Here is a 22155-nt window from a genome sequence, read left to right on the forward strand (position 1 = left end):
CGGTACTCAGATCCCCACCGTGAAGCCGGCAGACCAGCCCTGCAGTTCCTGCATCATGCTGCCCCACGCGCCGGTCAGCAGGAGCAGCCCGGTCACGATCATCATGCCGCCGCCGATGCGCATGACCCATGCGTAGTGGCGCTTGACCCAGCCGAACGCGCCGAGTGCCTTGCGGAAGGCGACGGCCGCGAGCACGAAGGGGATGCCGAGGCCGAGGCAGTAGGCAACGGTCAGTATCGCCCCGCGTCCGGCGGTTCCCTGGTCCATCGCCAGGATGCTCACCGAGCTCAGCGTCGGTCCCAGGCAGGGTGTCCAGCCGATCCCGAAGAGCGCGCCGAGCAGTGGGGCACCCACGAGGCCGGTCACCGGCTTCTTGTGGATGCGGAACTCGCGCTGGGTCATCCACGGCATGAGGCCCATGAAGAAGACCCCCATGAGGATCATCAGCACACCGAGGACCTTGGTGAGCGGCCCGCTGTTCGCCTGGAGCGTGTCGCCGAAGTAGCCGAAGAGCGCACCGCCGGAGACGAACACGGCGGTGAAGCCGGCGACGAAGAGCGAGGCGCCCGCGACCATGCGCCCCCGCCGGGCGTCGGCCAGGTCGGCGCCGCTGACTCCGGTGACGTAACTGAGGTAGCCGGGGACGAGCGGCAGGACGCAGGGCGAGAAGAAGGAGACGAGCCCGCCGAGCAGGGCGATGGGCAGGGCGACCAGCAGAGCCCCGCTCAACACGGTCTCGTTGGTTTCGGCGAGGGTGATCACCTGATCACTTCTCCGCGATCAAGGGGTCGATCATCTTGCGCAGGTTGGTGTCGTCGAGCGGGCCCACGAAGCGGGCGGCCAGCTTCCCGTCCCGGTCTATGACGACGGTCGACGGGATGGACTGCAGCTTGAACGTTCCCTTGGGGAAGCGCAGCAGGAGCTTCCCGGTCGGGTCGTAGAAGCTGGGGTAGGTGACCCCGAAGTCCTTCTCGAAGCTGATGGCCTGGGCCCGTTCCGGGTCGCGGGTGTTGACCCCGACGAACTGGACGCCCTGGTCCTCGGTGGCCTTGGCCACCTTGGTGAAGTACTTCGCTTCCAGCCGGCAGGGGGCGCACCACGATCCCCAGGCGTTCAGGACGACGACCTTGCCCTTGTAGTCCGCGAGGTCGAGCTGCTTGCCGTCCAGGCTCTCACCGTCGAGCTTCGGGGCGTCGGCCCGTTCGCCCTTGGCCGCGGTGGAGATTCCGCCATTGCCCGTGACGAAGTTCGTGTCGCCGCCGCCACCGGTCTTGTCGCCCGTGCCGCACGCGGTCAGCGTCAGTGCGAGCGCGACGGCCGCCGCGGGGGCGGCGAGCAGGGTGAAGCGGCGTCGGGATGCGCGGCCATAGCTCATGTGAAAAGTTTCGCATGGCGGTTTCGGGGATCTTGGGCACCCCCCTCGGTGCCCGTAAAGCCCGTTGTCAGGCTTGTTTAAAGAAGGTGTTCCAACCACCCTCGGGTGCCTGTCCGACCTCCAGCGTACGAAGCTTCGCAAGCACTGCCGGATCCTGCACGTCGAGCCAGTCGACGAACTGCCGGAAGGAGACGAGGCGCACATCCGGCTTCCCCGCGATGTGCTTGAGCGCGTCCTCGACCGCATCCATATAGATGCCGCCGTTCCACTCCTCGAAGTGGTTTCCGATGTAGAACGGCGCACGGTTGCTCTCGTACGCACGCTGGAAACCGCTGATGTACGACTGGGTGGCCTGGTCACGCCAGCCCGGATACCGGGAGGGCATTCCCCTGGTCGAATTCTGCGACTGGTTGGCCAGGATGTTGTAGTCCATGGAGAGGACCTCGAAGCTGTGCCCGGGGAACGGGATGCCCTGGAGCGGCAGGTCCCACACGTCCATGCGCTTGGTGGGCCAGACCTGGGTGCCGCCGGGCGAACTGGCGTCGTAGCGCCAGCCCAGCTTCTTCGCGGTGGGCAGCAGATTGTCCTGTCCGAGCAGACAGGGTGTGCGGCCTCCGACGAGTTCCTTGCGGTAATCGAAAGGCAGTGGATCGAGGTCGGTCCAGCCGGTGTTGGTGCGCCATTCGGTGACGAAGGAGATCGACTGATCGATTTCGCTCTGCCACTGGGAGGCCGACCAGTTGCCCACCGATCCGGACCCGCCGCAGAAATGCCCGTTGAAGTGCGTCCCGATCTCGTGGCCGTCGAGCCACGCCTGGCGCACGTTGTTCAGCGTCTCCTTGATGTGACCGTCGGTGAGATAACCGATGTCGGAGGCGCCGATGGGGTTGTTGGGCGGGCGGTAGAGGGTTTTCTTCGATTCGGGCAGCAGATAGAGCCCGGAGAGGAAGAAGGTCATCGCCGCGTCGTGCTGCTTGGCGAGTTCCAGAAAACGCGGGAACAGTCCGTTGCCGACCTCGCCGGCCCCGTCCCAGGAAAAGATCACGAACTGCGGCGGCTTCTGGCCGGGTTCGAGCGGAACGGGCGCGGACGGCTGGTGCGGCTGCCTCCCGGTGTCGGCGGTGGAACCGTCCCCGATGGTGCGGACGTCCTTCTTCGCGGGCCCGTTGCCCTTGACCGCACCATCGGCACCCTTCTCACCCTTGGCGCCCTTGTCCGGCTCGGGCCCACCCGCATGAGGGGTACCGGAAGAACTGCAGCCCGCCACCCCGACGGCGGCCGCGGCCCCAAGTCCGGCTCCGAGCAAACCCCTTCGGCTGATGTCGCGCATACCGTTCCCATCTGCGGTCGTTTTGCCCCAAGTCCATACAAACTGGCAAAGGCTTAGATGGGTGAAGCAACACGGAGGTTCCGCGAATTAGCACATAATTCTTTACGGAACCAGACCCTGACCATGACCGAACGCAAGATCGACCCCGAAGCACCCGAAAAACGGCAGGCCGAAACCCCGGACGGCTACATTCCGCCCGGTCGGCCCACAAATGATCAGCGACCGCATCTCGGACCGGAGCGGCAAAATCAAGCCCGTCCGACGATTGAGGACGAAGCGACCACCGGGTCGAACCCGGGCCCGCCCACAGGCCGAACCGGGGCGGACCCGAACCGAGAGACCCCCGGCCCAAGGGCCGGCTACGCGCCGAACCCCTTCGACGCCCCCTTCACCGGCTTCGCCCCCGCCAGCAGATGCGCCGGCACCAGGTCCCGGGCCGGCTCCGAGTACCCGACCGACACGATCTTGTCGCCCTGGTAGGTGAAGCTCGTCAGCGAGGCGAGCGTGCACTGCCGCTTGCGCGGGTCGTGCCACAGCCGCCGCCGCTCCACGAAGCTCCGCACGATCCAGATCGGCAGCTGGTGGCTGACGCACACCGCCTCGTGACCACGTGCCGCGTCGCGCGCCGCGTCCAGGGCGCCCATCATCCGGACGACCTGCTCGATGTACGGCTCACCCCACGAGGGCCGGAACGGATTCGTCAGGTGCTTCCAGTTGTCCGGCTTGCGCAGTGCCCCGTCGCCGACGCCGAAGGTCTTGCCCTCGAAGACGTTGGCGGCCTCGATGAGCCGCTCGTCGGTGGCGAGGTCCAGGCCGTGCGTCTTGGCGATCGGCGTCGCCGTCTCCTGGGCCCGCTCCAGAGGGGAGGCGACGACGTGCGTGATGTCGCGCTTGTCCAGGTGCTCGGCGACCCGGTCGGCCATCTGCCGGCCGAGCTCGGAGAGGTGGTAGCCGGGACGGCGCCCGTACAGCACGCCCTCCGGGTTGTGCACCTCTCCGTGGCGCATCAGGTGGACGACGGTGATGTCCTTGCGTCCGGTGTCGCTGCTGGTCTCGCTCATGCGGTGGCCTCCGATGCGGCGCGGGCTGCGGCGGGCAGCGCGGCGGCGATCCGCTCGACGGCCCGGGTGTCGTGGGCGGTGGAGACGAACCACGACTCGAACGCGGACGGCGGGAGATAGACGCCCTGCGCCAGCATCGAGTGGAAGAACGGCGTGAAGCGGAAGGCTTCCTGCCGCTTGGCGTCGTCGTAGTTGCGAACCGGGCCGTCCGTGAAGAAGACGGAGAACATGTTGCTCGCCGCCTGCACGGTGTGCGCGACCCCCTCCTTGTCCAGGGCCTGGCTCACCAGCCCCCGGATCTCCGCGGAGACCGCGTCGACCTTCGCGTACGCGGCGTCGTCCAGCAGACGCAGCTGGGCGAGGCCGGCGGCGGTGGCGACCGGGTTACCGGAGAGGGTGCCGGCCTGGTAGACCGGGCCGACGGGCGCCAGGTGCGCCATCACGTCGGCGCGACCGCCGAACGCCGCGGCCGGGAAGCCGCCGCCCATGACCTTGCCGAACGTCATCAGGTCGGGCCGCACCCCGTCGATGCCGAACCAGCCGGCCTTCGACGTACGGAAGCCGGTCATGACCTCGTCGGAGATGTACAGCGCACCGTTGGCGGCGCAGATCTCCTTGAGCCCCGCGTTGAAGCCGTCCAGCGGCGGTACGACGCCCATGTTGCCCGGCGACGCCTCGGTGATCACGCAGGCGATCTCGCCGGGCTGCGCGGCGAAGGCGGCCCGTACGGCCTCCAGGTCGTTGTACGGCAGCACGATCGTGTCGCCGGCCTGGGCGCCGGTGACCCCCGGCGTGTCCGGCAGACCGAAGGTCGCCAGCCCGGACCCGGCGGCGGCGAGCAGCGCGTCGACGTGACCGTGGTAACAGCCGGCGAACTTCACGATCTTCGCCCGGCCGGTGAAACCACGGGCGAGGCGGATCGCGGACATGGTGGCCTCGGTGCCGGACGACACGAGCCGTACCTGCTCCACAGGCTCGACCCGGGCCACGATCTCCTCGGCGAGCGCGACCTCGCCCTCGCCGGGCGTACCGAACGAGGTTCCGCGGGCTACGGCCTCCTGGACTGCGGCGATGACATCGGGGTGGGAATGGCCGAGAATCATCGGTCCCCACGAGCACACGAGGTCGACATACTCACGACCGTCAGCATCGGTGAGGTACGGACCGGTACCGGAGACCATGAAGCGGGGCGTACCGCCCACGGCCCGGAAGGCACGTACGGGAGAGTTCACGCCACCGGGCGTCACGAGGGACGCGCGGTCGAAAAGCGTCTGCGAAACTGGGGCGCTATAAGGAAAGCTCACACATGCCATGGTGTCAGAGCCACGGACAGTCTTGCGGTCGGGTGTTTCACCGCACGTCCTTGGGGGAGGTCACTGACACGATGATCGGGTTGCGCGGCGGGGGCTGTGTCTCCTAGTTAGTAGTCGGGTGGATGAGATATGCATCGCGGTGGCGGAGTGGGCGAAGGGACCGACGACCTGGGGCCCGAGCCTGCCCGGCGAGGTCGGCACCGGCGCGAGGCTGAGCGCAAGCAGGGCATACAGGCTGGCGCGCAGGTCGGAGCCGGAAGCAGGAGTGGTGGCCGGGTGGGGGTGACCTACAAGTATTTCGGGGCTCCCGACGGGGCCACTGCCGCACGCGTGCCCATTTCCATGCGCCCCGAGGAGCTCGGCGGCGACGAGCTGGGCATGGGCGGCCTGTTCACCAAGATCAAGCCGGAGACGGTGGCCGCGATGGTCCTCACCGGCATACAGGGCATACCCCTGCACAAGGTCCCGCCGCTGGAGCTGGTCGTCCTGCACCCCGACTACGCGGTGGTCAAGCTCCCCATGACGGTCGTGGACCCGCTGCGCGACGTGGGCGAGGAGTCCGTGGGTGCCGCGGCCTTCATCTGGTCGACGGTTCCGGACCGCGGTGGCCCGCGTGACGCGTTCAACGTCTACCAACTGCTGCACGAGTGGCAGGATTTCAGCCATCGTCTGCACGACGCGGGGCATCAGGCGTACTGCCTGGTGTGGCCCTGACCCTGAGGACCTGCGGGTAGTGGGCGGGGCTTCCGGGTCCCGCCCACACCGTGTGCCGGTAGGGGCTACCGGGCGGCCAGGGCGCATCGGGTTCCGCGGGAGAACCGATCTGCGCCGGCCAGGGTCGCGGAGCGTCACTACACATCCGCATAGCGCAGGAACTGCCAGCCCAGTACCGCCAGGGCGACTGTCTGTGCGAGGGAGACGATCACGAGTAGAGGCTGGGCGGCGGGAGAGCACCAGAACGCGATCACGCAGATCATCGGCAAGGCCACGTACGTGAACAGATCCACAGCGGTCTGCAGCCGCTTGCGTGTGGTGCGGCTCGCATCGTCGCGGTGGTAGGTCTCCCAGCCGAACACCGGGCCGCCGGCGCCGCTGAGCTCGGCCGGTCGCGGTCCCAGCCGGTCGCGGATGCAGCAGCCGATCGCCCAGATCTTCTCGTCGTTGACCAGGTAGGTCCACCCCAGGACCAGGCAGATCACGGGGACGTCGAGCAGCAGTTGAGCCCTGCCGCTCTGGACAGTGATCGCCAGGACCGTGGCGGACGCGGCGAGTGTGAAGTAGAGCAGGTTGTCACGGAATCCTATTCGGGTCTTCTGCTCCTCCTTGATGCGGTCGTACTCGGCCAGCAGCAGTCTGCTCTCGGTGACGTCTTCTGTGGAGGTCACGGCCATCCCTAAGCTCGGGTCCCGACTGGGCTGATGAGCGGGCGGGCAGGGCTCCGGCACCCGCCCGCCCGGACGGCACGGAAATTTCAGTCGGCAGCGCGGAAGGACGGCAGGTTGTTGGGGTTGTTCCGTTCGATCCAGCCCTTTCCGTCCGCCGCGATTCCTTCCAGGAGGCGGAACGTGTGAATGAAACCAGCCGCATTGAGGTTGATTTCGGCGATTTCCTGGGCGTTCTCGTCCGGCGCCATTTGATGGGTGTCGGCATCCTTGACACGAATGTTCCTGGCCGGCCCATTGGTGAGGACGAGCTCCAGGTCGTAGCCGCTGTGGGCGTGTTCCGTGACCTGCACGGAGGACAACGCGTCGAACCGGTAGTTGCTTCGCTGCTCGTTCCCACGTTTTGAGTCGGTGAAATCGAATTCGGTGCTGATCTCACGAACGCCATCCTGCGTGACCAGGAAAAGACGGAAACTGTAGCGCGAGTATCGCCAGGGTCCGCCCTTCGCGCGCCCTCGCTTGTAGGGACGTGCGGGTGTCATCAGGATGGTGTGGGTGATCAGGTCGCGCCAAGTGAGCTGGTAGTGGCGGAGTGCTTCGTCGACGAACAGCGTCTTGTCGCAGGTGAGCCAGGTCTCCATTTCCAGCTCACTGGGCCGTGTGGTGTCCAGGAACGACTTCCAGTTCTGGTACGCGACTTGCCGCGTGGTCAGCCGCTCTTGATACTCCTGGGTCTCCTCCGCCAGTCGACGCTCTTCACCCCGGGCTTCCAGCCACAAGGACGCAGCCGCGCGTCCGGACCAGATCGCACCGATCACCGCCAGTACGGCCAGCAGCGTCTGCGACGCGTCGGTACCTGAGGCCACTGTTCCGAACAGGGCCAGAGTCGTGATGCCGAGAGTGACGAGCGCGACCACGCACAGCGCCTTCGCTATCACCGGCGTCCGATCCTGGTGGCGGCGATCGAACAGAGTGCCCTTGTTGTGGCGGTCCCGGGCGTCCTCGGCAAGATGGCGAATCAGCCAGTTGACCCGGTCCACACTGATGCGGCTCTCGCGGTAGAGAAGTGCGATCTCGGCGACGAGGTTGTTGCGGATGTGGGCGGTGTGACCGAGCCATTCATGCGAAGCGAGTCCGTGGGGCACGCGGGTACTGAAGTAGTAGTCGAACGAATGACGGACGCGGTTGGTGAACCCTTCCCCGGCAAAGGCGGGATCGCCCGTGTACGGAATGTGGGACTCACGGTTCTTGGCCTTCTGCTGATGTTCCTGGTACCACCATCCGCGGCCGAAGTGAGCCGCGGTCAGGCCCGCACCGAGCGCTATCAGCAATTCGACGACCGCCGCGGCCGGACTCACCACCAGCGCCAGGATCCAGAGGAACGCGGTGACGACGACGAACAAGCCCGCCCGGGCCGGGAGGGCCGCCTGGGCGGCAGCAGTGGTGCTCGGCCGGGGCGGCAGGGCCCGTGGCCCGATGGGGTCGGGTTCGAAATAGGCCCAGACCCGTTGGACCCGGTCGTTACCGAAGCGGGCCGACTCGGCCCGCTCGCGGTTCTCGGCCCACAGGCTGTCCTTCAGCCCGCCGGTGAGTACGAGGTCGAGGTGGTGCAGGATCGCGTCACGCCGGCGGGGTGGCAGGGCTAGCAACCGCTCCAGTACACGTTCTGCGTCGCCGTCAGCGGTGCTGAGCATTGCCAGCAGTTCGAAAACGACGCTCAGAGCGTCTTTCCACTCTCCCTCGGCGTAGGTCCGTACGAGCCCGGAGGCATGGTGCAGCCGTTGGATTTCTTCGGTGCTGAGGTCGTGGTAGGCGCGTGCACTGAGCATGGCAAGCACCCAGTGGAAACGGACCTCCGCATTGTCGTGCCCGTGGGCCATCGCGTCACTGATCATGTCGCGAGAACGGCTGGGGATGCCATCCTCCAGAAACCGCACACCGACCTTGTACTTTTCCTGAGGCGATGCATCCGGATGGACGAAGTAGACGTTGGAGTTGTGTACGGTCTCGGCCTGGATTCCGACGGTGGAGTCGAAGGCGGCCGAATTGTGCGTGCCACTGCTGCCGTAGTTCATGACAAGTCACCCGCCGCGACAACCAGTGGCGCCAGCCTGGCCACCATCTCGGGGAACTCTGCGATCAGACCACGTAACCTCTTGAGTGCCATGGTCGCCTTCATGGACGATTCCGGAGTTTCCCCACCTGCCGCCTGACGGGCGGAGCGCAGCTCGGCCAGTGCCTCTCGGCAGGTGTCGTCGTCGAGGGTGCCCTCGACGTGGTGACGCTTCAGGTGCTCACGGAAACCGTCCAGTTCCGCGACCAGCTCCGCCGGACCGGTCACCTTCGGGCCCGCGTTCAAGTGGACGCTGCTCTCCCTGACCGAGCCGGCCATGATGCCGACGGTGCTGTTATGGGCGGTGTTGCTGACTTGCTCTTCGAGTCCGCCGGCCGTATGGGCCCTGTCTGCCTGGGACATTGCGATCTGCTCCTGTTCTCCCACCAGTTCCACGGCCAGCCGCGCGGCAAAAGCCGCCGCGTTCGCTGCGGCCCGCGGTTGCCAGTTACGGTCCTTCGCGCTGCTCTTCGTACCGTCGGCCCGGTCGCTGATGCCCCGGATGATGGCCACCGGTGCCCCGTTGAGATGACCGGCCTGCGCCACTCCGGCGGCCTCCATCTCGATGGCGAGCGCGTCGTTGTAGTGCTGCCGGATCCACCGCGCCTCGGCCGAGATCTTCGAGTTCTGTACGACCTCGCCGGCGGCGATCGCACCGAAGCGCACCTGCGGCGCACGCCCATGCCCCGGCGTGTCGTCGGCCCAGTCGTTCACACGAGCCAGGTGCGCGCCGAGCTGGCTGATACCGTGCGCCGCCTCCCACGCCCGGGGACGGGCCTTGAGGCCGTCGTCCTCGCTGGTCCCGCCGTGGTAGGCGTACACGTGTGTCGCCATCACCACGTCTCCCAGCCTGGCGCTCTCCCACAGGGCACCGGCGACGCCGACGAACAACACGGCCACCGGTGAGAACTCCTGCATCGCCCGCTCAGCGATCACCGCAGCCGAATGATTTCCCTTGTTCGTCAGACCGAGCGCGACACGACATGAAGTGCCCTGCACGGTTCCCACCTCGAACCGCGTTCCACGCTCATGACGGTGCAGCTGTGGAGCGGTCAGTTTCCGGCGCACGGCCTGGTACTCGAGATTGAGGGCGGTGAGAATCACCACCAGGTCCTTCGACATCTATTCCCCTTCACCCCTCGTGTCCTCTTCCGTCGTGGACGGCACAGGCCGGGCCAGTGGCGGGAGCAGAACCGTCTTCGGCCCGGCCCGGTACAGCCGCGCGGGCCGTCCTCCCGTGGTTCTGCGTCCCGAGCCGGCGGGGATGATGAACCCCTTAATCGCCTGGACTTTTCGGTAGAAATTGCGGGTGTCGAGTTCGGTGCCCCAAACCGCTTCGTACACCTGCTGCAGCTCGGCGATGGTGAAGAGTTCTCCGCAGAAGGCCGTGGCCAGCGCCGAGAACTCGATCTTGGTACGCGCGCGTTCGATTCCGTCCGCCACGATCCGGCGGTGATCGAAGGCCAGTTCCAGCTCGCCGGACAGGACGGTTTCCGCGGGAACCCAGGCAGCACCCACGGCATCCGTCCCCGCGACCGGTTCGGGGAGTCCCGGCGCGATCGCCAAGTGGGCCACGGAAACGACTCGACCCCGTGGATCACGTCCTGTGTCCCCGTAGGTGGCCAACTGTTCAAGATGCACCCACCCGGCAACCAAGGCCGTTTCCTCGCTCAACTCGCGGTGGGCCGCATCCAGAATCTCCTCACCGGCGTGATTGAGGAATCCGCCGGGGAGAGCCTGCGCGCCCCGGAAAGGATCCTCGCCCCGCTCCACGAGCAGGACGCACAGCCGCCCCTCACGCAGCGTCAGGATCACGAGGTCGACCGTCAGCAGAACAGGCGTGGGTGACCACTCGTCAACTTCCATGCGAATTAGGTTACTTCACTTCCTGTCACTTTAACAAGAAGGGTGACGCGGGGGCCGTCTTCGCTGTACGGCGGAGGCGCTCCGAGCGGTCACCTCGTCGGCCGCTCCGCGGCCAGGCGCGGGGCATCAGGCGTACTGCCTGGTGTGGCCCTGACCCTGCCCCTGCCAGGGACGCCCTCGTCAACCATCGTTGGTTATAGAGTCGTGCCGTGAGCAGCGAGGATGCCGCCCTGGAGGCGTTGGCCGCACTGGGGGATCCCGTGCGGCGTGGACTGTATCGGCACGTCACCGGGACACCGGGCGAGGTGGGGCGGGACGCTGCCGCCGAAGCGGTCGGGGTCTCCCGTTCACTGGCCGCGTTCCACCTGGACAAACTGGTCGAGGCCGGGCTGCTGGAGGTCTACTTCCGAAGGCTCACGGGGCGCAGCGGTCCGGGGTCCGGACGACCCTCGAAGCTGTACCGGCGAGCCGAGGGCGAACGCACGGTGTCGGTGCCGCCCCGGTCCTACGACACGGTGAGCCGGCTGCTGGCCGAGGTGGTGGAGCAGGCCGGGCTCGACGGGGAACTGCAGGCGGCGGCAAGGGCGGCCGGGAAGGCCGAGGGGGGCACCTGCGACGGCGAGGGGGATCCGGTCGAGGTCCTGCGGTCGCGCGGTTACGAACCGTTCTGGGACGGCGGGACGCTACGCCTGAACAACTGCCCCTTCCATGCGTTGGCCGATCAGTTCCCCGCCCTGGTCTGCGGGATGAACCTGGCCGGAATCGAGGGCCTGCTCGCCGGGCTGCCGGGCGGTCGGGACTGGAACGCGGCGATGGATCCGCTTCCGCACGGCTGCTGCGTGGCCCTCGAAGCCGCGGAGGGGAAGGGACTTGCACCGGAAGCCACGCCCGGAGGCGCACCGGAAGCCATGCCCGAAGCCAAGCCCGAAGTCTAAAAAAGCATCCGTTGACTTTAGAAGGTTCACCCGGGCATTCTTGCCCCCGTGAGCCAATTCCACCTTGCCCAAGTCAACGTCGGGCGCATCCTGGCCCCGCTCGACAGCCCCCAGCTGGCCGACTTCGTCGCCCAGCTTCCGGAGATCAACGCCGTCGCCGATCAGGCCCCCGGCTTCGTCTGGCGCATGGTCGACGACAGCGGAGCCGCCGCGACGAACCTGCGCCCCGAGAACGACGACGACATGCTCCTGATCAACTGCTCGGTCTGGGAATCGGTCGAAGCGCTGCGGAACTACACGTACCGCAGCGAGCACCTCAAGGTGCTGGCACGCCGCCGGGAATGGTTCGAGCGCCTCGCCGACTTCCACCACGCCCTGTGGTGGGTCCCCGCAGGGCACCGCCCGAGCGTCGCCGAGGCGATGGACCGCATCGCCCTGATCCGTGACATCGGGGAAGGCCCCGGCGCGTTCACCTTCCGGGCCCCGCACCCACCGCCGGCCGGCTCCCCCGGCGGATCCGGGCACGGCCACCACGACGGCCCCTCCCCCACTGAACACACTCCCGCCGAACACACACCCCGCTGAGCGGCCTGCCGCCGAACACACGGCCCAGCACGCGTCAACCGGCCGCCCACCTGCACGAAGGGCGTCCGTCAGCCAGCCGTATCCAGCCATTCATTGGCCGAAGAATGATCTTCAGGTGTCCTGCCGAACCTGCCGATGCAGGAGGCATCGACTCTGAAGGAGGCCTGCCGTGGGCGACACTCTGCTGGCTCTGTCCATTCCCGTGCTGGTCTTCGCCAGCGGCATCTACGCGGCATGTGAGAGCTGGTGGCGGCGCCGTCACCCGGCGCCGCCGTCCCCGTACACGCATCAGGCGGCCCGGCTCGCCGAGCACGCGATGCTCGTGGACGCCGAGCGGATCGTGAACGGCGCCTACGAAACCCTCGGCACGCTCTACGCCGGCCCGACGGCGGCGGACACGCCGGTTCCGGCCACCGCCGTCAGGCCCGGGGCGGCTGCCAGTCAGGATCACGACCGGTCAGCGCCAGCACCCGCGCAAAGGGGCTAGCCCCGTCCGGTACGGGGAACGGCTCGCCGAACATGTTGGCCTCGCGGGCCTTCGGCGCCATCCCCGCCATGGCGGGCGCGATCTCGTTCACCACGTCCGCGTCCGGCACGAACTCCTGACCGGTGGCCCGGGCCAGGTCCCAAGCGTGCACGGTCAGATCACCGAGCACCATGTGCCCCACCGTCCGGGCGGGGAACCCCATCGAGCCCGCGGTTCCCTCCTCGGCGCCCGGCACCGCCCACGCATCGACCAGCGCGGCCGTCTCCTCACCGAAGCGTTTCCGCCAGTCCCCGGTGACCGCGTCCGGGGTCTCGCCGAAGTCCGCGTCCTTCCTGGCCGCGAGCGCGGTGAAGTTGACGACCACCTGGACGAGGTGGCTGATCAGGGCACGGACGTCGTACTCCGCGCACGGTGTGGGGTCACCCAGCCGGCTGTCGTCGATCCCACGCACCACGGGCAGCGCACTGTCGGCGGCCGCATCCAGCAATTCGCTGATCTTCTTCATGCTTCGACCATGCATCCGGCGGCGGCCCGGGTCTTGAAGAAACGCGACAACCGGGACACGGAAGCGACCGCGTCATAGGATCGGCAGCCATGTCCGGCTCCCAAGGTCCCCGACGTGACACCCGGGGCATCGTCGACGCCCCCGAGCTGTTCACGCACGTACGCTTCCGGCGCCGCGAGCCCGCCCCCGCGCTGCGCCCCTACCTCGAGCACTACTGGCTGATCGACTGGGACCTGCGCGAGCCGTACGCCTCCCATCTGGTCCCGCACCCCAGCGTCAACCTGGTCTTCGAGCGGTACGCGGGCTGCGGCGACGAGGACGCCGGCTTCGCGGAGGTCTCGGGCATCGGCCTGGAGCTCTTCACGCAGAAGCTGGAGGGGCGGGGGCGGGTCTGCGGTGTGCAGTTCCGGCCGGGCGGCTTCCGGCCGTTCGCACCGGACCGGCCGGTGTCGGAGTGGACGGGGCGCCGGGTCCCGGCACCCGAGGTGTTCGCGCCGCCCTCCCCGCCGTCGGCCGTGCTCGACCCCGGGCAGGAGGACGCGCGGGTCGCGGCACTCGACACGTACCTGCTGGCGCTCGGCCCGGAACCGGATCCGCAGGCCGACAGGGCGATGGCCCTGGTCGACCTGGTGCGTACCGACCGCACGGTCCGCCGCGTCGACGAACTGGCCCGCACCGAGGGGCTGTCGGTGCGGTCCCTGCAACGGCTGTTCGCCACGTACGTGGGCGTCGGCCCCAAGTGGGTCATCCTCCGCTACCGCATCCACGAGGCGCTGGAACGCGCCGAGTCGGACCCGGCGGTGGACTGGGCGGGGCTCGCCGCGGATCTCGGCTACAGCGACCAGGCGCACCTGGTCAGAGACTTCACGGCGACGGTCGGCGTCCCGCCGACCGTGCTCGGTGCCCGCTGACTGTCAGAGGCCCGTCCTACAGTTCTGTCATGGAGCGGACCGACGCATCATCCGTACGGATCGAGCCCTGGTCGGAGAGCGACCTGGAGCTGCTCCGCCGTGCCAACGCACCGGAGCTGATGGACCACCTCGGCGGCCCCGAGTCGGAGGAGCAGGTCATAGGGCGCCACAGCCGCTATGTGGCGCTGAGCGCGGACCGGACGGGCCGGGGCAGGATGTTCCGCATCACGCTGCCCGGTGAGGCCGAGGGCGTGGGCACCATCGGTTTCTGGGAGCGCACCTGGCAGGGGCGGAAGGTCTACGAGACGGGGTGGGCCGTTCTCGCGGAGTTCCAGGGCCGGGGCATCGCGTCGGCCGCGACGAAGGCCGTGGCCGAGCAGGCACGCGCCGAGCACAAGCACCGCTATCTGCACGCCTACCCGTCCGTGGACAACGGTGCGTCGAACGGGGTGTGCCGCAAGGCGGGTTTCATGCTGATCGGCGAGTGCGAGGTCGAGTACCCGCCGGGACACCCGCTGCCGACCCACGACTGGCGGCTGGACCTCCACCCGGATCACTGACCGGGCAGAAGGCCGGGCAGAGGACCGGGGCGGCCGTACCGGCGGAGGCGTAAAGCATTTGACGGGCGTGGCCGCCTCCTGGATATTCATCTGCGTCACGCAGCTTATGCGTGACGCATCAAGCCATGAGCCATGGCTCATTCACCTTGGCCCATACGGGCCCCCTCACCGAGGAGCCCTCCATGCTCACCCTCGTCACCGGCTGCCGCGGCCGCGTAGGTTCCGCACTCGTCTCGCTCCTGCACCAGGGCGGCCACGCCGTGCGCGCCGGCTCCCGCAACTCGGGCGAGCTCTCACTGCCGGCGGGCGTCCCGTCCGTCGCCTGCGATCTCGGCGACCCCGGCACCTTCGCGGCCGCCCTGGAAGGCGTCGACGCCGTCTTCCTCTACGCCGAGCCGTCCCACATCGCCGAGTTCCTCGCCGCCGCGCAGACCGCCGGCGTCGCACACATCGTCCTGCTCTCCTCCAGTTCGGTCCTCGGCCCCGACGCCGGGTCCAACCCGATCGCCGCCTCCCACCACGCGGTGGAACAGGCGCTGAGCGGCTCCCCCCTCACCGCGACCCTGCTGCGCCCCGGCGCCTTCGCGGGCAACGCCTACCAGTGGTCGGAGTCCTTCCGGTCCGGCCGCCCCGTCGAACTGCCCTATCCGCACAGCGGGACCAGCCCCATCGACGAGACCGACATCGCCGAAGCGGCACTCGCCGTCCTCACCGACGCACGGCTGCAGGGCTCGGCGTACCACCTGACCGGCCCCGAATCCCTCACCGCCACCGAGCAGGTCGAGCTCCTGGCCGCCGCGTCGGGCAGCCCCGTCACCGCCCGCACCGTGAGCAGGGACGCCTGGAAGGAGTCCGTGTCCCCCTTCGTCCCACAGGAGATCGCCGAGGCGCTGCTCGACTACTGGGCCGCCACGGACGGGTCCTCCGCCGACGTCACCGCCGATACGGAGAAACTGACCGGCCGTCCGGCCCGTACGTTCGCGGCATGGGCCGCCGGGCACGCCGCTGCCTTCCGCGCCTGACGCCCGCGCGACTGCCCGCCCGCGATCCCGAATCCCATGGCCGGTGCCCCCGCCCCGATGGCATCCTGACCAGGTGAACGGACCCGAGATCCACCTCGAAGTCGCCCCCGGACTGCGCCTCTTCGTCGCGCACGAACGCCGCGGGGGCCGGACGACCGTGACCACCGACGGCTCGTCCACTCTCGGGCACGTCGTGGAATCACTCGGAGTCCCGCTGACCGAGGCGGGAGAGCTCCTCGTCGACGGGCGCCCGGTGCCGGTCTCACACATTCCCGCAGCGGGCGAGATCGTCGAGGTACGGGCCGTTCAGCGTCCGCAGAGCGTGCCGGGCGCACCCCTGCGCTTCCTGCTCGACGTCCACCTCGGCACGCTCGCGCGACGACTGCGGCTGCTCGGGGTCGATGCGGCGTACGAGAGCGAGGACATCGGCGACCCCGCGCTGGCCACCCGCTCGGCGAAGGAGCAGCGGGTCCTGCTCTCCCGGGACCGGGGGCTGCTGCACCGGCGGGAAATCTGGGCGGGGGCGTACGTCTACAGCGACCGCCCGGAGGCGCAGTTGCGTGACGTACTGGAGCGGTTCGCGCCGGACCTCGCCCCGTGGACGCGGTGCACGGCGTGCAACGGGCCGCTGACGGCGGCCGACAAGGACTCCGTCAGCGCGCACCTGGAACACGGCACCCAGCGGTCGTACGACGTCTTCGCCCAGTGCACGGAGTGCGACCGGGTGTACTGGCGCGGCGCCCACCACGCCCGCCTGGAGGCGATCGTCACCGAAGCGGTCCGCGAGTTCGGCAACGCCCTGTCCGGGCCGGGCCCGTCGGACAGGCCCTAAGCGCCGCCACCACCGTTGACGGCGTCGCCGTCGCGCAGCCTCTCGATCTGTACCGCGCTCAGCTCCACGGTGCGCCGCATATGGGTGATGAGGAAGGCGATCTCGTCGTCTCCGTACGCCTCGAACAGCGCAGTCCAACCGCTGTTCAACCGCTCCCAGACCGCACCGAACTCCGCCATGCGCTCAGGCACGGTCGCGACGAGCACCCGCCGCCGGTCCGCCGTGTCCCGCGCGCGGGTCACATAGCCGGCCCGCTCCAGCCGGTCGACGAGCCGGGTCGCCGACCCGGTGGTGAGCCCGGTCAGCTCCGCGACCCGGCCGGTGGTGACGGGCCCGGTCTCCAGGCCGAGCAGGTTCAGGCACTGCAGATCCGTGGGGTGCAGCCGCAGATGGTCGGCAACGGCCTGGTTGAACAGGGCGTACGAGGCCATGTAGCGGCGCGACGTGACGGCCAGCTCGGCCAGCAGCACACTGCGGCGCGGGGCGGATGACTTCTGCGGCATGCAGAGAGTGTACGAAGCAGGCATGGCCAGCACGGCCCACCGCCGCTCCTCCGGGCAGGAGGCGCCTGCGGCGCCCCCGTACGTCCCGCGACGGCTCAGAAGACGTACTCGTCCCCCGTGGCGGGCGCCAGCACCTCGTGCTCGCTGTTCTTCGCGTTCCGGTCCGTCGCCCCGTCGTTCCACACGGTGTCGATCCGGACGACCACCTCCGCCGGCCGGCCCGCGAGCTGAAGTTCGAGGGCGAGCTGCCGCTGCTCGGAACCGTCCGCGTGCAACGCACCCGTCCGGCACAGCACGGTCGCCCGATCGGCCTGGAGGCACTCCTGCGGCAGCTCCTGGCGGCCCGCCAGCGGTACGGAGACCCGCAGTCGCACGGTGACCCCGGCCAGATCCGCCGGCCCGCGGTTCTCGCTGCGCAGCCAGATCCCGAGCCCGGTACCCCACAACGAGACGTGTCCGTGGTGCGACACATCCGCCTCCGGTGCGATGTTCCGCCCCACGGGCGTACCGACGGGCGCGCCGACGGCCACGGCCGTCCCGCCCACACCCAGCGCCACCGTCGACGCCATTGCCGCCGCAGCGGATACCCCCAGCAGAGCCTTACGCGTCACTACCATGCCCTGAAGATACAGATCATCATGATTTATCCATATTTACCCACTGGTTCGGCGCGTCCTCGGGTCCGCGCCCGTGACACCCTGCCCCCATGTCCGTGGTCCGCTCCATCGCCCTCTTCGCCGTCGCCGCCCTCTTCGAGATCGGCGGGGCCTGGCTCGTATGGCAGGGGGTGCGCGAGCACCGCGGCTGGGCCTGGATCGGCGGGGGCATCATCGCCCTGGCCACCTACGGCTTCGTCGCCACCCTCCAGCCGGACGGCGAGTTCGGGCGGGTGCTCGCCGCGTACGGCGGGGTCTTCGTCGTGGGGTCGATCGCCTGGGGCATGGCGGCCGACGGCTACCGGCCCGACCGCTGGGACGTGACGGGTGCGCTGGTCTGCCTGGCCGGCATGGCCGTGATCATGTATGCCCCCCGCAACCACTGACCGCACCCCTGCCTATCCTGGGCCCACACCGATCAGCTGTCCGAGGAGCCCGCCATGGCCGCATCCCCCATCGCCGTCATCACCGGAGCGAGCAGCGGCATCGGTGCCGCGACCGCCCGGCAGCTGGCGGCCGCCGGCTTCCGCGTGGTGCTGACCGCCCGCCGCAAGGACCGCATCGAGGCGCTCGCAGCCGAGATCACCGAGGCGGGCCACGAGGCCACGGCCTACGCCCTGGACGTCACCGACCGCGCCGCGGTCGACGAGTTCGCCACCGCGTTCCGTACCCTCGCCGTCCTCGTCAACAACGCCGGCGGCGCGCTCGGGGCCGACCCCGTCGCCACCGGGGACCCGGCGGACTGGCGCCAGATGTACGAGACCAACGTCATCGGCACGCTCAACGTCACCCAGGCCCTGCTCCCGGCCCTCACCGCGGGCGGGAACGGCACGATCGTCATCCTCTCCTCGACCGCCGGCCTCTCCACCTACGAGGGCGGCGGCGGCTACGTGGCCGCCAAGCACGGCGAGCACGTCCTGGCGGAGACCCTCCGCCTGGAGATCGTCGGCACCCCGGTCCGCGTCATCGAGGTCGCCCCCGGCATGGTCAAGACGGAGGAGTTCGCCACCACGCGCTTCCGCGGCGACGCCGAGAAGGCCGCCAAGGTCTACGCGGGCGTCGACGCCCCCCTCACCGCGGACGACGTGGCCGACACGATCACCTGGGCCATCACCCGCCCCAGCCACGTCAACATCGACCTCCTGGTGGTCCGCCCCCGCGCCCAGGCCTCCAACTCCAAGGTCCACCGCACCGTCTGACGGCCCGCGCGCAGCCGAACGGGCGGGGTGAGGCTCCCCCCGTGAGCCTCACCCCGCCACCGGCTCGCGCGCTCAGCCCTTCACGCAGATGACCTGCTTCAGCTTCGCGACGACCTCGACCAGGTCGCGCTGCTGGTCGATGACCTTCTCGATCGGCTTGTAGGCACCCGGAATCTCGTCGACGACGCCGGAGTCCTTACGGCACTCCACGCCCCGCGTCTGGTCCTCCAGGTCCTTCGTCGAGAAGCGCCGCTTGGCGGCGTTCCGGCTCATCTTCCGGCCCGCGCCGTGCGAGGCCGAGTTGAAGGACTTCTCGTTGCCGAGGCCCTTCACGATGTACGAGCCGGTGCCCATCGAGCCCGGGATGATCCCGAAGTCACCGGAGCCGGCCCGGATGGCCCCCTTGCGGGTGACCAGCAGGTCCATGCCCTCGTACCGCTCCTCCGCCACGTAGTTGTGATGGCAGGAGATGACCGGCTCGAAGGTCACCTTGGCCTTCTTGAACTCCTTGCGGACCACGTCCTGGAAGAGCGCCATCATCACCGCGCGGTTGAGCTTCGCGTACTCCTGCGCCCAGAAGAGGTCATTGCGGTAGTCCTGCATCGGCGGGGTGTCCGCGAGGAAGACCGCCAGGTCGCGGTCGACCAGGCCCTGGTTGTGCGGCAGCGTCTGGGCCTGGCCGATGTGGAAGTCGGCCAGCTCCTTGCCGATGTTCCGGGACCCGGAGTGCAGCATCAGCCAGACCGAACCCGCCTCATCGAGACAGACTTCGATGAAGTGATTCCCTCCTCCGAGCGTTCCCATCTGCTTCGTGGCACGTTCCTGACGGAATTTGACCGCATCGGCCACCCCGTCGAACCGCTCCCAGAAGTCGTCCCAGCCGGTCGACGCGAGACCGTGCAGCCGGCCGGGGTCCACCGGATCGTCATGCATGCCGCGGCCCACCGGAATGGCCTGCTCGATCTTCGACCGGAGCGGGGACAGGTCCCCGGGCAGGTCGTTGGCGGTCAGCGAGGTCTTCACCGCGGACATTCCGCAGCCGATGTCCACGCCCACGGCCGCCGGGCAGACCGCACCGTGCATCGCGATCACCGACCCGACCGTGGCGCCCTTGCCGAAGTGGACGTCCGGCATCACGGCCAGGCCCTTGATCCAGGGCAGGGTGGCGACGTTGCGCAGCTGCTGCATCGCGACGTCCTCGACCGAAGCCGGGTCGGTCCACATACGGATGGGGACCTTCGCACCCGGTACCTCTACATACGACATAGTTCCTCGATTCCCCCGAAAAGTCTGAAAACGCAAAACCGGTGCCAAGGTCGGCAAATGAGTCGGCCGACCGGCATTCACAGCGGCGCGTGCGATACACATTGTGTCCACCGGCCGCCATCGAGCGGCAACCGTTTTTCGCGCGAAGGGAGCCCAGGACCGTGCGACGAATGGCGTACGTACCCGGCACCGTGCTGATCCGCAGCACTCGTCGCCGGCTGCAGTGCCGGCACCGATGGCGACGCATCCGCCAGCGACAGCAAACCCGGCACGCTGACCACCTCCGCCGCGCCCCCGGGCAAGTACCTCACCCTTCCCGAGGCCTGCCGGGCCATCCCCCTCGCCACGCTGAAGGACCTCCTGCCCGGCGCCGCGCAACTGCCCGAGGCCCAGCAGGACAAGGTGTACGAGGGCACGCCCGCCGGAACCTTCGACACGGACCGCCGAGTCGGCTGCCGCTGGACGTCCGACGCACCCGACGCCTCCCGCAGCGTCGCCATCGACTTCGAGCGCGTCGTCTCGTACGACCCGTCCGTGAGCGACGACGACCGCGCCCGCGAGGTGTACGCGAAGAAGGAGGACGCCGCGGACCTCCCCTCGGCCTCCCTCCCGCCCGACGACGCGGAGAAGGAGACACCCTCTCCCGAGGGCTCCCCGACAGGACGGGAGAAGGCCGGAGGCAAGAGCGCCGGCGGAACCGCCGGGAAGACGGACGCGAAGCCGGACGCCGGTACCGGCCCGGACGGCAGCGCGACCGGCAGCGCGGATGACGCCACGGGTGACACGGCGGAGGGCGGCACGGCCGGCAGCCCCACCGAGAACCTCCAGCCCCGCGTCCTCGACACGCTCGGAGACAGTGCCTTTCTGGACGATCTGCTCACCCGGGCAGGTTCCACCGCACAGCACCGCACGGTGAGCGTGGTATTCCGCACATCGAACGTCATCGTCACCATCGAGTACACCGCGCAGCCGGCCCTCTCCACCGAGGTCCCCGACAGCAAGGAACTGCAGGAGAAGGCCCAGGCACTGGGCGAGAAGCTGGTCGACACGTTCAGCGAATAGCCCCACCCCCGGCCGCCCTGGACGGGGCGTCCGCCACCCCGCGGGCCTTCCGGCCGAGGCGGCATCCGGCGCCCGTCCGTCGTACCGTGGCCCTCCGGAACCGCCCGTTCGGCCGACCGCCGCGCCACCCGAGTGAAGGAACCATGCACCGATCAGCCCCGCGACTCACCCGCATACTCGCCTGCGCCGCCGTCCCGGTGATGCTCGTCGTCGCCGGCTGCTCGTCGGACTCCGACGGCAAGAAGGACGACGCCTCGTCCTCGTCCGCCGCACCGGACGCGACGAAGACGGAAGCGGCCGTCGCGCCGGCGAAGTTCGCCACGCTGCCCGACCCGTGCAAGTCGATCACCGCGAAGACGGTCAAGTCCCTGGTCCCCTCGGCCAAGAACAAGAGCGGCACCCGCGGCAAGTCCAGCGACACCGCCGTCCGCGGCGGCTGCTCGTGGAACGGCCTCGACGACAACGGCGTCAAGGGCTCCCAGTACCGCTGGCTCGACGTCGGCTTCACCCGCTTCGCATCGGACCAGGCCGTGGGCAGCGGTGCCGACCGCGCCCAGGCGGACTACACGAAGCAGGTCGCCAAGGCCCAGGCGGCCGACGGCGCGAAGAAGCTCGCCACCGCCCCCGTCAGCTCCCTCGGCGACCAGGCCACCCAGATCACGTACGACCTCACCAAAACGGGTGAGGACTTCAAGTACGCGACCATCGTCGCCCGTACGGGGAACGTCGTCGTCACCCTCAACTACAACGGCGCGGGCTACGCGGGAGCCAAGACCCCGTCCGCCGCCGACATCCTGAAGGGCGCCCAGAAGGCCGCCAAGGAGGCGGTCGCCTCGGTCGCCACCGCCAACGAGGCCGCACAGCCCAGCGGCTCGCCGAAGCCCTCCCAGTCCGCCAAGGCCAAGGCCGCGACCAAGGCGACCGGCAAGGCGACGAGCAGGACGACCAGCAAGACGACCAGCAAGGCCTCGGCCAAGAAGACGGGCTGACCGCCCCTCCCCGCCCGCCCTGCACCCGGCAGCGGACGGCCCGCGAGGCGGCCCGCCAGGCATCCGGGCGCGGCAGCCGGTGGCCTCAACCCTCCTGCGCAGAAGCGGTCTTGCGAAGCCCGGTCCTCACCCGAGGACCGGGCTTCGCCCCTCCCCGCGCAACACACCGCGCAGGCATGTGCCAGGCTGTGCCCGCCAGAACT

General features: G+C 69.0%; 24 protein-coding genes and 1 pseudogene. 12 read left to right on the plus strand and 13 right to left on the minus strand.

Going from position 1 to position 22155, the window contains the following annotated elements; genetic code table 11:
• Window positions 1–6: 6 nt before the first annotated feature.
• From SH922_RS17235 to hemL, 5 genes are all read right to left on the minus strand, one after another.
• Window positions 7–762 (minus strand): cytochrome c biogenesis CcdA family protein, encoded by a 756-nt coding sequence (locus SH922_RS17235; protein WP_393058843.1) that lies wholly within the window; start codon window positions 760–762, stop codon window positions 7–9.
• Between the two features lie 4 nt (window positions 763–766).
• Window positions 767–1375: a TlpA family protein disulfide reductase gene (locus SH922_RS17240; protein ID WP_393058844.1), complete on the minus strand. Its 609-nt coding sequence runs from the start codon at window positions 1373–1375 to the stop codon at window positions 767–769.
• Window positions 1376–1442: 67 nt separating this feature from the next.
• Complete coding sequence (locus SH922_RS17245; RefSeq protein WP_393058845.1) at window positions 1443–2705, minus strand: hypothetical protein; 1263 nt, start codon at window positions 2703–2705, stop codon at window positions 1443–1445.
• Window positions 2706–3064: 359 nt separating this feature from the next.
• Window positions 3065–3766 carry a histidine phosphatase family protein gene (locus SH922_RS17250; RefSeq protein ID WP_393058846.1) on the minus strand — a complete coding sequence of 234 codons (702 nt, stop codon included), beginning with the start codon at window positions 3764–3766 and terminating at the stop codon, window positions 3065–3067.
• A complete protein-coding gene (hemL, locus tag SH922_RS17255; protein WP_393058847.1) occupies window positions 3763–5079 on the minus strand; it encodes a glutamate-1-semialdehyde 2,1-aminomutase in 1317 nt (438 codons plus the stop codon). Before hemL ends, SH922_RS17250 begins: the two co-directional genes overlap by 4 nt.
• A 129-nt stretch (window positions 5080–5208) precedes the next feature.
• Between hemL and SH922_RS17260 the strand changes: the two genes are divergently transcribed.
• Complete coding sequence (locus SH922_RS17260) at window positions 5209–5793, plus strand: hypothetical protein (protein ID WP_393058848.1); 585 nt, start codon at window positions 5209–5211, stop codon at window positions 5791–5793.
• Window positions 5794–5930: 137 nt separating this feature from the next.
• Here SH922_RS17260 and SH922_RS17265 read toward each other — a convergent pair whose 3' ends face one another.
• The 4 genes from SH922_RS17265 to SH922_RS17280 all read right to left on the minus strand — a co-directional run bounded on the left by SH922_RS17265 (window position 5931) and on the right by SH922_RS17280 (window position 10440).
• Window positions 5931–6470, minus strand: a complete 540-nt coding sequence (locus tag SH922_RS17265) for a hypothetical protein (protein WP_393058849.1) — start codon at window positions 6468–6470, stop codon at window positions 5931–5933.
• A gap of 80 nt (window positions 6471–6550) precedes the next feature.
• Window positions 6551–8536, minus strand: coding sequence for a hypothetical protein (locus SH922_RS17270; protein WP_393058850.1), 1986 nt, complete (start codon window positions 8534–8536; stop codon window positions 6551–6553).
• Window positions 8533–9696, minus strand: a complete 1164-nt coding sequence (locus SH922_RS17275; RefSeq protein ID WP_393058851.1) for a purine phosphorylase — start codon at window positions 9694–9696, stop codon at window positions 8533–8535. Before SH922_RS17275 ends, SH922_RS17270 begins: the two co-directional genes overlap by 4 nt.
• Window positions 9697–10440: an NUDIX domain-containing protein gene (locus tag SH922_RS17280; protein ID WP_393058852.1), complete on the minus strand. Its 744-nt coding sequence runs from the start codon at window positions 10438–10440 to the stop codon at window positions 9697–9699.
• Window positions 10441–10649: 209 nt separating this feature from the next.
• Between SH922_RS17280 and SH922_RS17285 the strand changes: the two genes are divergently transcribed.
• From SH922_RS17285 to SH922_RS17295, 3 genes are all read left to right on the plus strand, one after another.
• A complete protein-coding gene (locus SH922_RS17285) occupies window positions 10650–11375 on the plus strand; it encodes a helix-turn-helix transcriptional regulator (RefSeq protein WP_393058853.1) in 726 nt (241 codons plus the stop codon).
• Between the two features lie 48 nt (window positions 11376–11423).
• Entirely contained in the window at window positions 11424–11960 is a 537-nt protein-coding gene (locus SH922_RS17290; RefSeq protein ID WP_393058854.1) for a DUF3291 domain-containing protein, read from the plus strand.
• Between the two features lie 169 nt (window positions 11961–12129).
• Window positions 12130–12447, plus strand: a complete 318-nt coding sequence (locus SH922_RS17295) for a hypothetical protein (RefSeq protein ID WP_393058855.1) — start codon at window positions 12130–12132, stop codon at window positions 12445–12447.
• Here SH922_RS17295 and SH922_RS17300 read toward each other — a convergent pair.
• A complete protein-coding gene (locus SH922_RS17300) occupies window positions 12380–12952 on the minus strand; it encodes a TIGR03086 family metal-binding protein (protein ID WP_393058856.1) in 573 nt (190 codons plus the stop codon). The two genes, SH922_RS17295 and SH922_RS17300, sit on opposite strands and share 68 nt — an antisense overlap.
• 89 nt (window positions 12953–13041) lie before the next feature.
• Here SH922_RS17300 and SH922_RS17305 point away from each other — a divergent pair, with 89 nt between their 5' ends.
• The 4 genes from SH922_RS17305 to SH922_RS17320 all read left to right on the plus strand — a co-directional run bounded on the left by SH922_RS17305 (window position 13042) and on the right by SH922_RS17320 (window position 16277).
• Complete coding sequence (locus SH922_RS17305) at window positions 13042–13863, plus strand: DUF6597 domain-containing transcriptional factor (protein ID WP_393058857.1); 822 nt, start codon at window positions 13042–13044, stop codon at window positions 13861–13863.
• Window positions 13864–13892: 29 nt separating this feature from the next.
• Window positions 13893–14423 carry a GNAT family N-acetyltransferase gene (locus SH922_RS17310; RefSeq protein ID WP_393058858.1) on the plus strand — a complete coding sequence of 177 codons (531 nt, stop codon included), beginning with the start codon at window positions 13893–13895 and terminating at the stop codon, window positions 14421–14423.
• 182 nt (window positions 14424–14605) lie between these two features.
• Complete coding sequence (locus SH922_RS17315) at window positions 14606–15445, plus strand: SDR family oxidoreductase (protein WP_393063595.1); 840 nt, start codon at window positions 14606–14608, stop codon at window positions 15443–15445.
• A gap of 73 nt (window positions 15446–15518) precedes the next feature.
• The gene (locus tag SH922_RS17320; protein ID WP_393058859.1) at window positions 15519–16277 is read left to right on the plus strand and encodes a Mut7-C RNAse domain-containing protein; all 759 of its coding nucleotides are present in this window, start codon (window positions 15519–15521) and stop codon (window positions 16275–16277) included.
• Here the strand turns inward: SH922_RS17320 and SH922_RS17325 are convergent.
• A complete protein-coding gene (locus SH922_RS17325; RefSeq protein WP_393058860.1) occupies window positions 16274–16780 on the minus strand; it encodes a MarR family winged helix-turn-helix transcriptional regulator in 507 nt (168 codons plus the stop codon). The two genes, SH922_RS17320 and SH922_RS17325, sit on opposite strands and share 4 nt — an antisense overlap.
• Window positions 16781–16875: 95 nt before the next feature.
• Window positions 16876–17397: a hypothetical protein gene (locus SH922_RS17330; RefSeq protein ID WP_393058861.1), complete on the minus strand. Its 522-nt coding sequence runs from the start codon at window positions 17395–17397 to the stop codon at window positions 16876–16878.
• A gap of 89 nt (window positions 17398–17486) precedes the next feature.
• Between SH922_RS17330 and SH922_RS17335 the strand changes: the two genes are divergently transcribed.
• The gene (locus SH922_RS17335; protein WP_393058862.1) at window positions 17487–17822 is read left to right on the plus strand and encodes a YnfA family protein; all 336 of its coding nucleotides are present in this window, start codon (window positions 17487–17489) and stop codon (window positions 17820–17822) included.
• Between the two features lie 54 nt (window positions 17823–17876).
• On the plus strand, window positions 17877–18635 hold the full coding sequence (locus tag SH922_RS17340) for an SDR family NAD(P)-dependent oxidoreductase (protein ID WP_393058863.1): 759 nt from the start codon (window positions 17877–17879) through the stop codon (window positions 18633–18635).
• Window positions 18636–18707: 72 nt separating this feature from the next.
• On the opposite strand, the gene SH922_RS17345 is transcribed toward SH922_RS17340, so the two are convergent.
• Window positions 18708–19901, minus strand: a complete 1194-nt coding sequence (locus SH922_RS17345) for an RtcB family protein (protein WP_393058864.1) — start codon at window positions 19899–19901, stop codon at window positions 18708–18710.
• A 170-nt stretch (window positions 19902–20071) separates the two neighbouring features.
• On the opposite strand from SH922_RS17345, the pseudogene SH922_RS17350 reads away from it, so the two are divergent.
• Window positions 20072–20963: pseudogene (locus SH922_RS17350) on the plus strand (DUF3558 domain-containing protein).
• Window positions 20964–21106: 143 nt separating this feature from the next.
• Entirely contained in the window at window positions 21107–21952 is an 846-nt protein-coding gene (locus tag SH922_RS17355) for a DUF3558 family protein (protein ID WP_393058865.1), read from the plus strand.
• Window positions 21953–22155 lie beyond the last annotated feature (203 nt).

Origin of the sequence: Streptomyces sp. LN549 (assembly GCF_043203805.1) — a bacterium.
GTDB lineage: Bacteria > Actinomycetota > Actinomycetes > Streptomycetales > Streptomycetaceae > Streptomyces.

Coding starts and splice junctions, on each gene's coding strand:
- SH922_RS17265 (WP_393058849.1), bottom strand. CDS start 6,470: ATGGCCGTGACCTCCACAGAAGACGTCACCGAGAGCAGACTGCTGCTG.
- SH922_RS17355 (WP_393058865.1), top strand. CDS start 21,107: ATGCACCGATCAGCCCCGCGACTCACCCGCATACTCGCCTGCGCCGCC.
- SH922_RS17315 (WP_393063595.1), top strand. CDS start 14,606: ATGCTCACCCTCGTCACCGGCTGCCGCGGCCGCGTAGGTTCCGCACTC.
- SH922_RS17260 (WP_393058848.1), top strand. CDS start 5,209: ATGCATCGCGGTGGCGGAGTGGGCGAAGGGACCGACGACCTGGGGCCC.
- SH922_RS17300 (WP_393058856.1), bottom strand. CDS start 12,952: ATGAAGAAGATCAGCGAATTGCTGGATGCGGCCGCCGACAGTGCGCTG.
- SH922_RS17250 (WP_393058846.1), bottom strand. CDS start 3,766: ATGAGCGAGACCAGCAGCGACACCGGACGCAAGGACATCACCGTCGTC.
- SH922_RS17305 (WP_393058857.1), top strand. CDS start 13,042: ATGTCCGGCTCCCAAGGTCCCCGACGTGACACCCGGGGCATCGTCGAC.
- SH922_RS17340 (WP_393058863.1), top strand. CDS start 17,877: ATGGCCGCATCCCCCATCGCCGTCATCACCGGAGCGAGCAGCGGCATC.
- SH922_RS17310 (WP_393058858.1), top strand. CDS start 13,893: ATGGAGCGGACCGACGCATCATCCGTACGGATCGAGCCCTGGTCGGAG.
- SH922_RS17245 (WP_393058845.1), bottom strand. CDS start 2,705: ATGCGCGACATCAGCCGAAGGGGTTTGCTCGGAGCCGGACTTGGGGCC.
- SH922_RS17330 (WP_393058861.1), bottom strand. CDS start 17,397: ATGGTAGTGACGCGTAAGGCTCTGCTGGGGGTATCCGCTGCGGCGGCA.
- SH922_RS17325 (WP_393058860.1), bottom strand. CDS start 16,780: ATGCCGCAGAAGTCATCCGCCCCGCGCCGCAGTGTGCTGCTGGCCGAG.
- SH922_RS17335 (WP_393058862.1), top strand. CDS start 17,487: ATGTCCGTGGTCCGCTCCATCGCCCTCTTCGCCGTCGCCGCCCTCTTC.
- hemL (WP_393058847.1), bottom strand. CDS start 5,079: ATGGCATGTGTGAGCTTTCCTTATAGCGCCCCAGTTTCGCAGACGCTT.
- SH922_RS17280 (WP_393058852.1), bottom strand. CDS start 10,440: ATGGAAGTTGACGAGTGGTCACCCACGCCTGTTCTGCTGACGGTCGAC.
- SH922_RS17270 (WP_393058850.1), bottom strand. CDS start 8,536: ATGAACTACGGCAGCAGTGGCACGCACAATTCGGCCGCCTTCGACTCC.
- SH922_RS17345 (WP_393058864.1), bottom strand. CDS start 19,901: ATGTCGTATGTAGAGGTACCGGGTGCGAAGGTCCCCATCCGTATGTGG.
- SH922_RS17275 (WP_393058851.1), bottom strand. CDS start 9,696: ATGTCGAAGGACCTGGTGGTGATTCTCACCGCCCTCAATCTCGAGTAC.
- SH922_RS17240 (WP_393058844.1), bottom strand. CDS start 1,375: ATGAGCTATGGCCGCGCATCCCGACGCCGCTTCACCCTGCTCGCCGCC.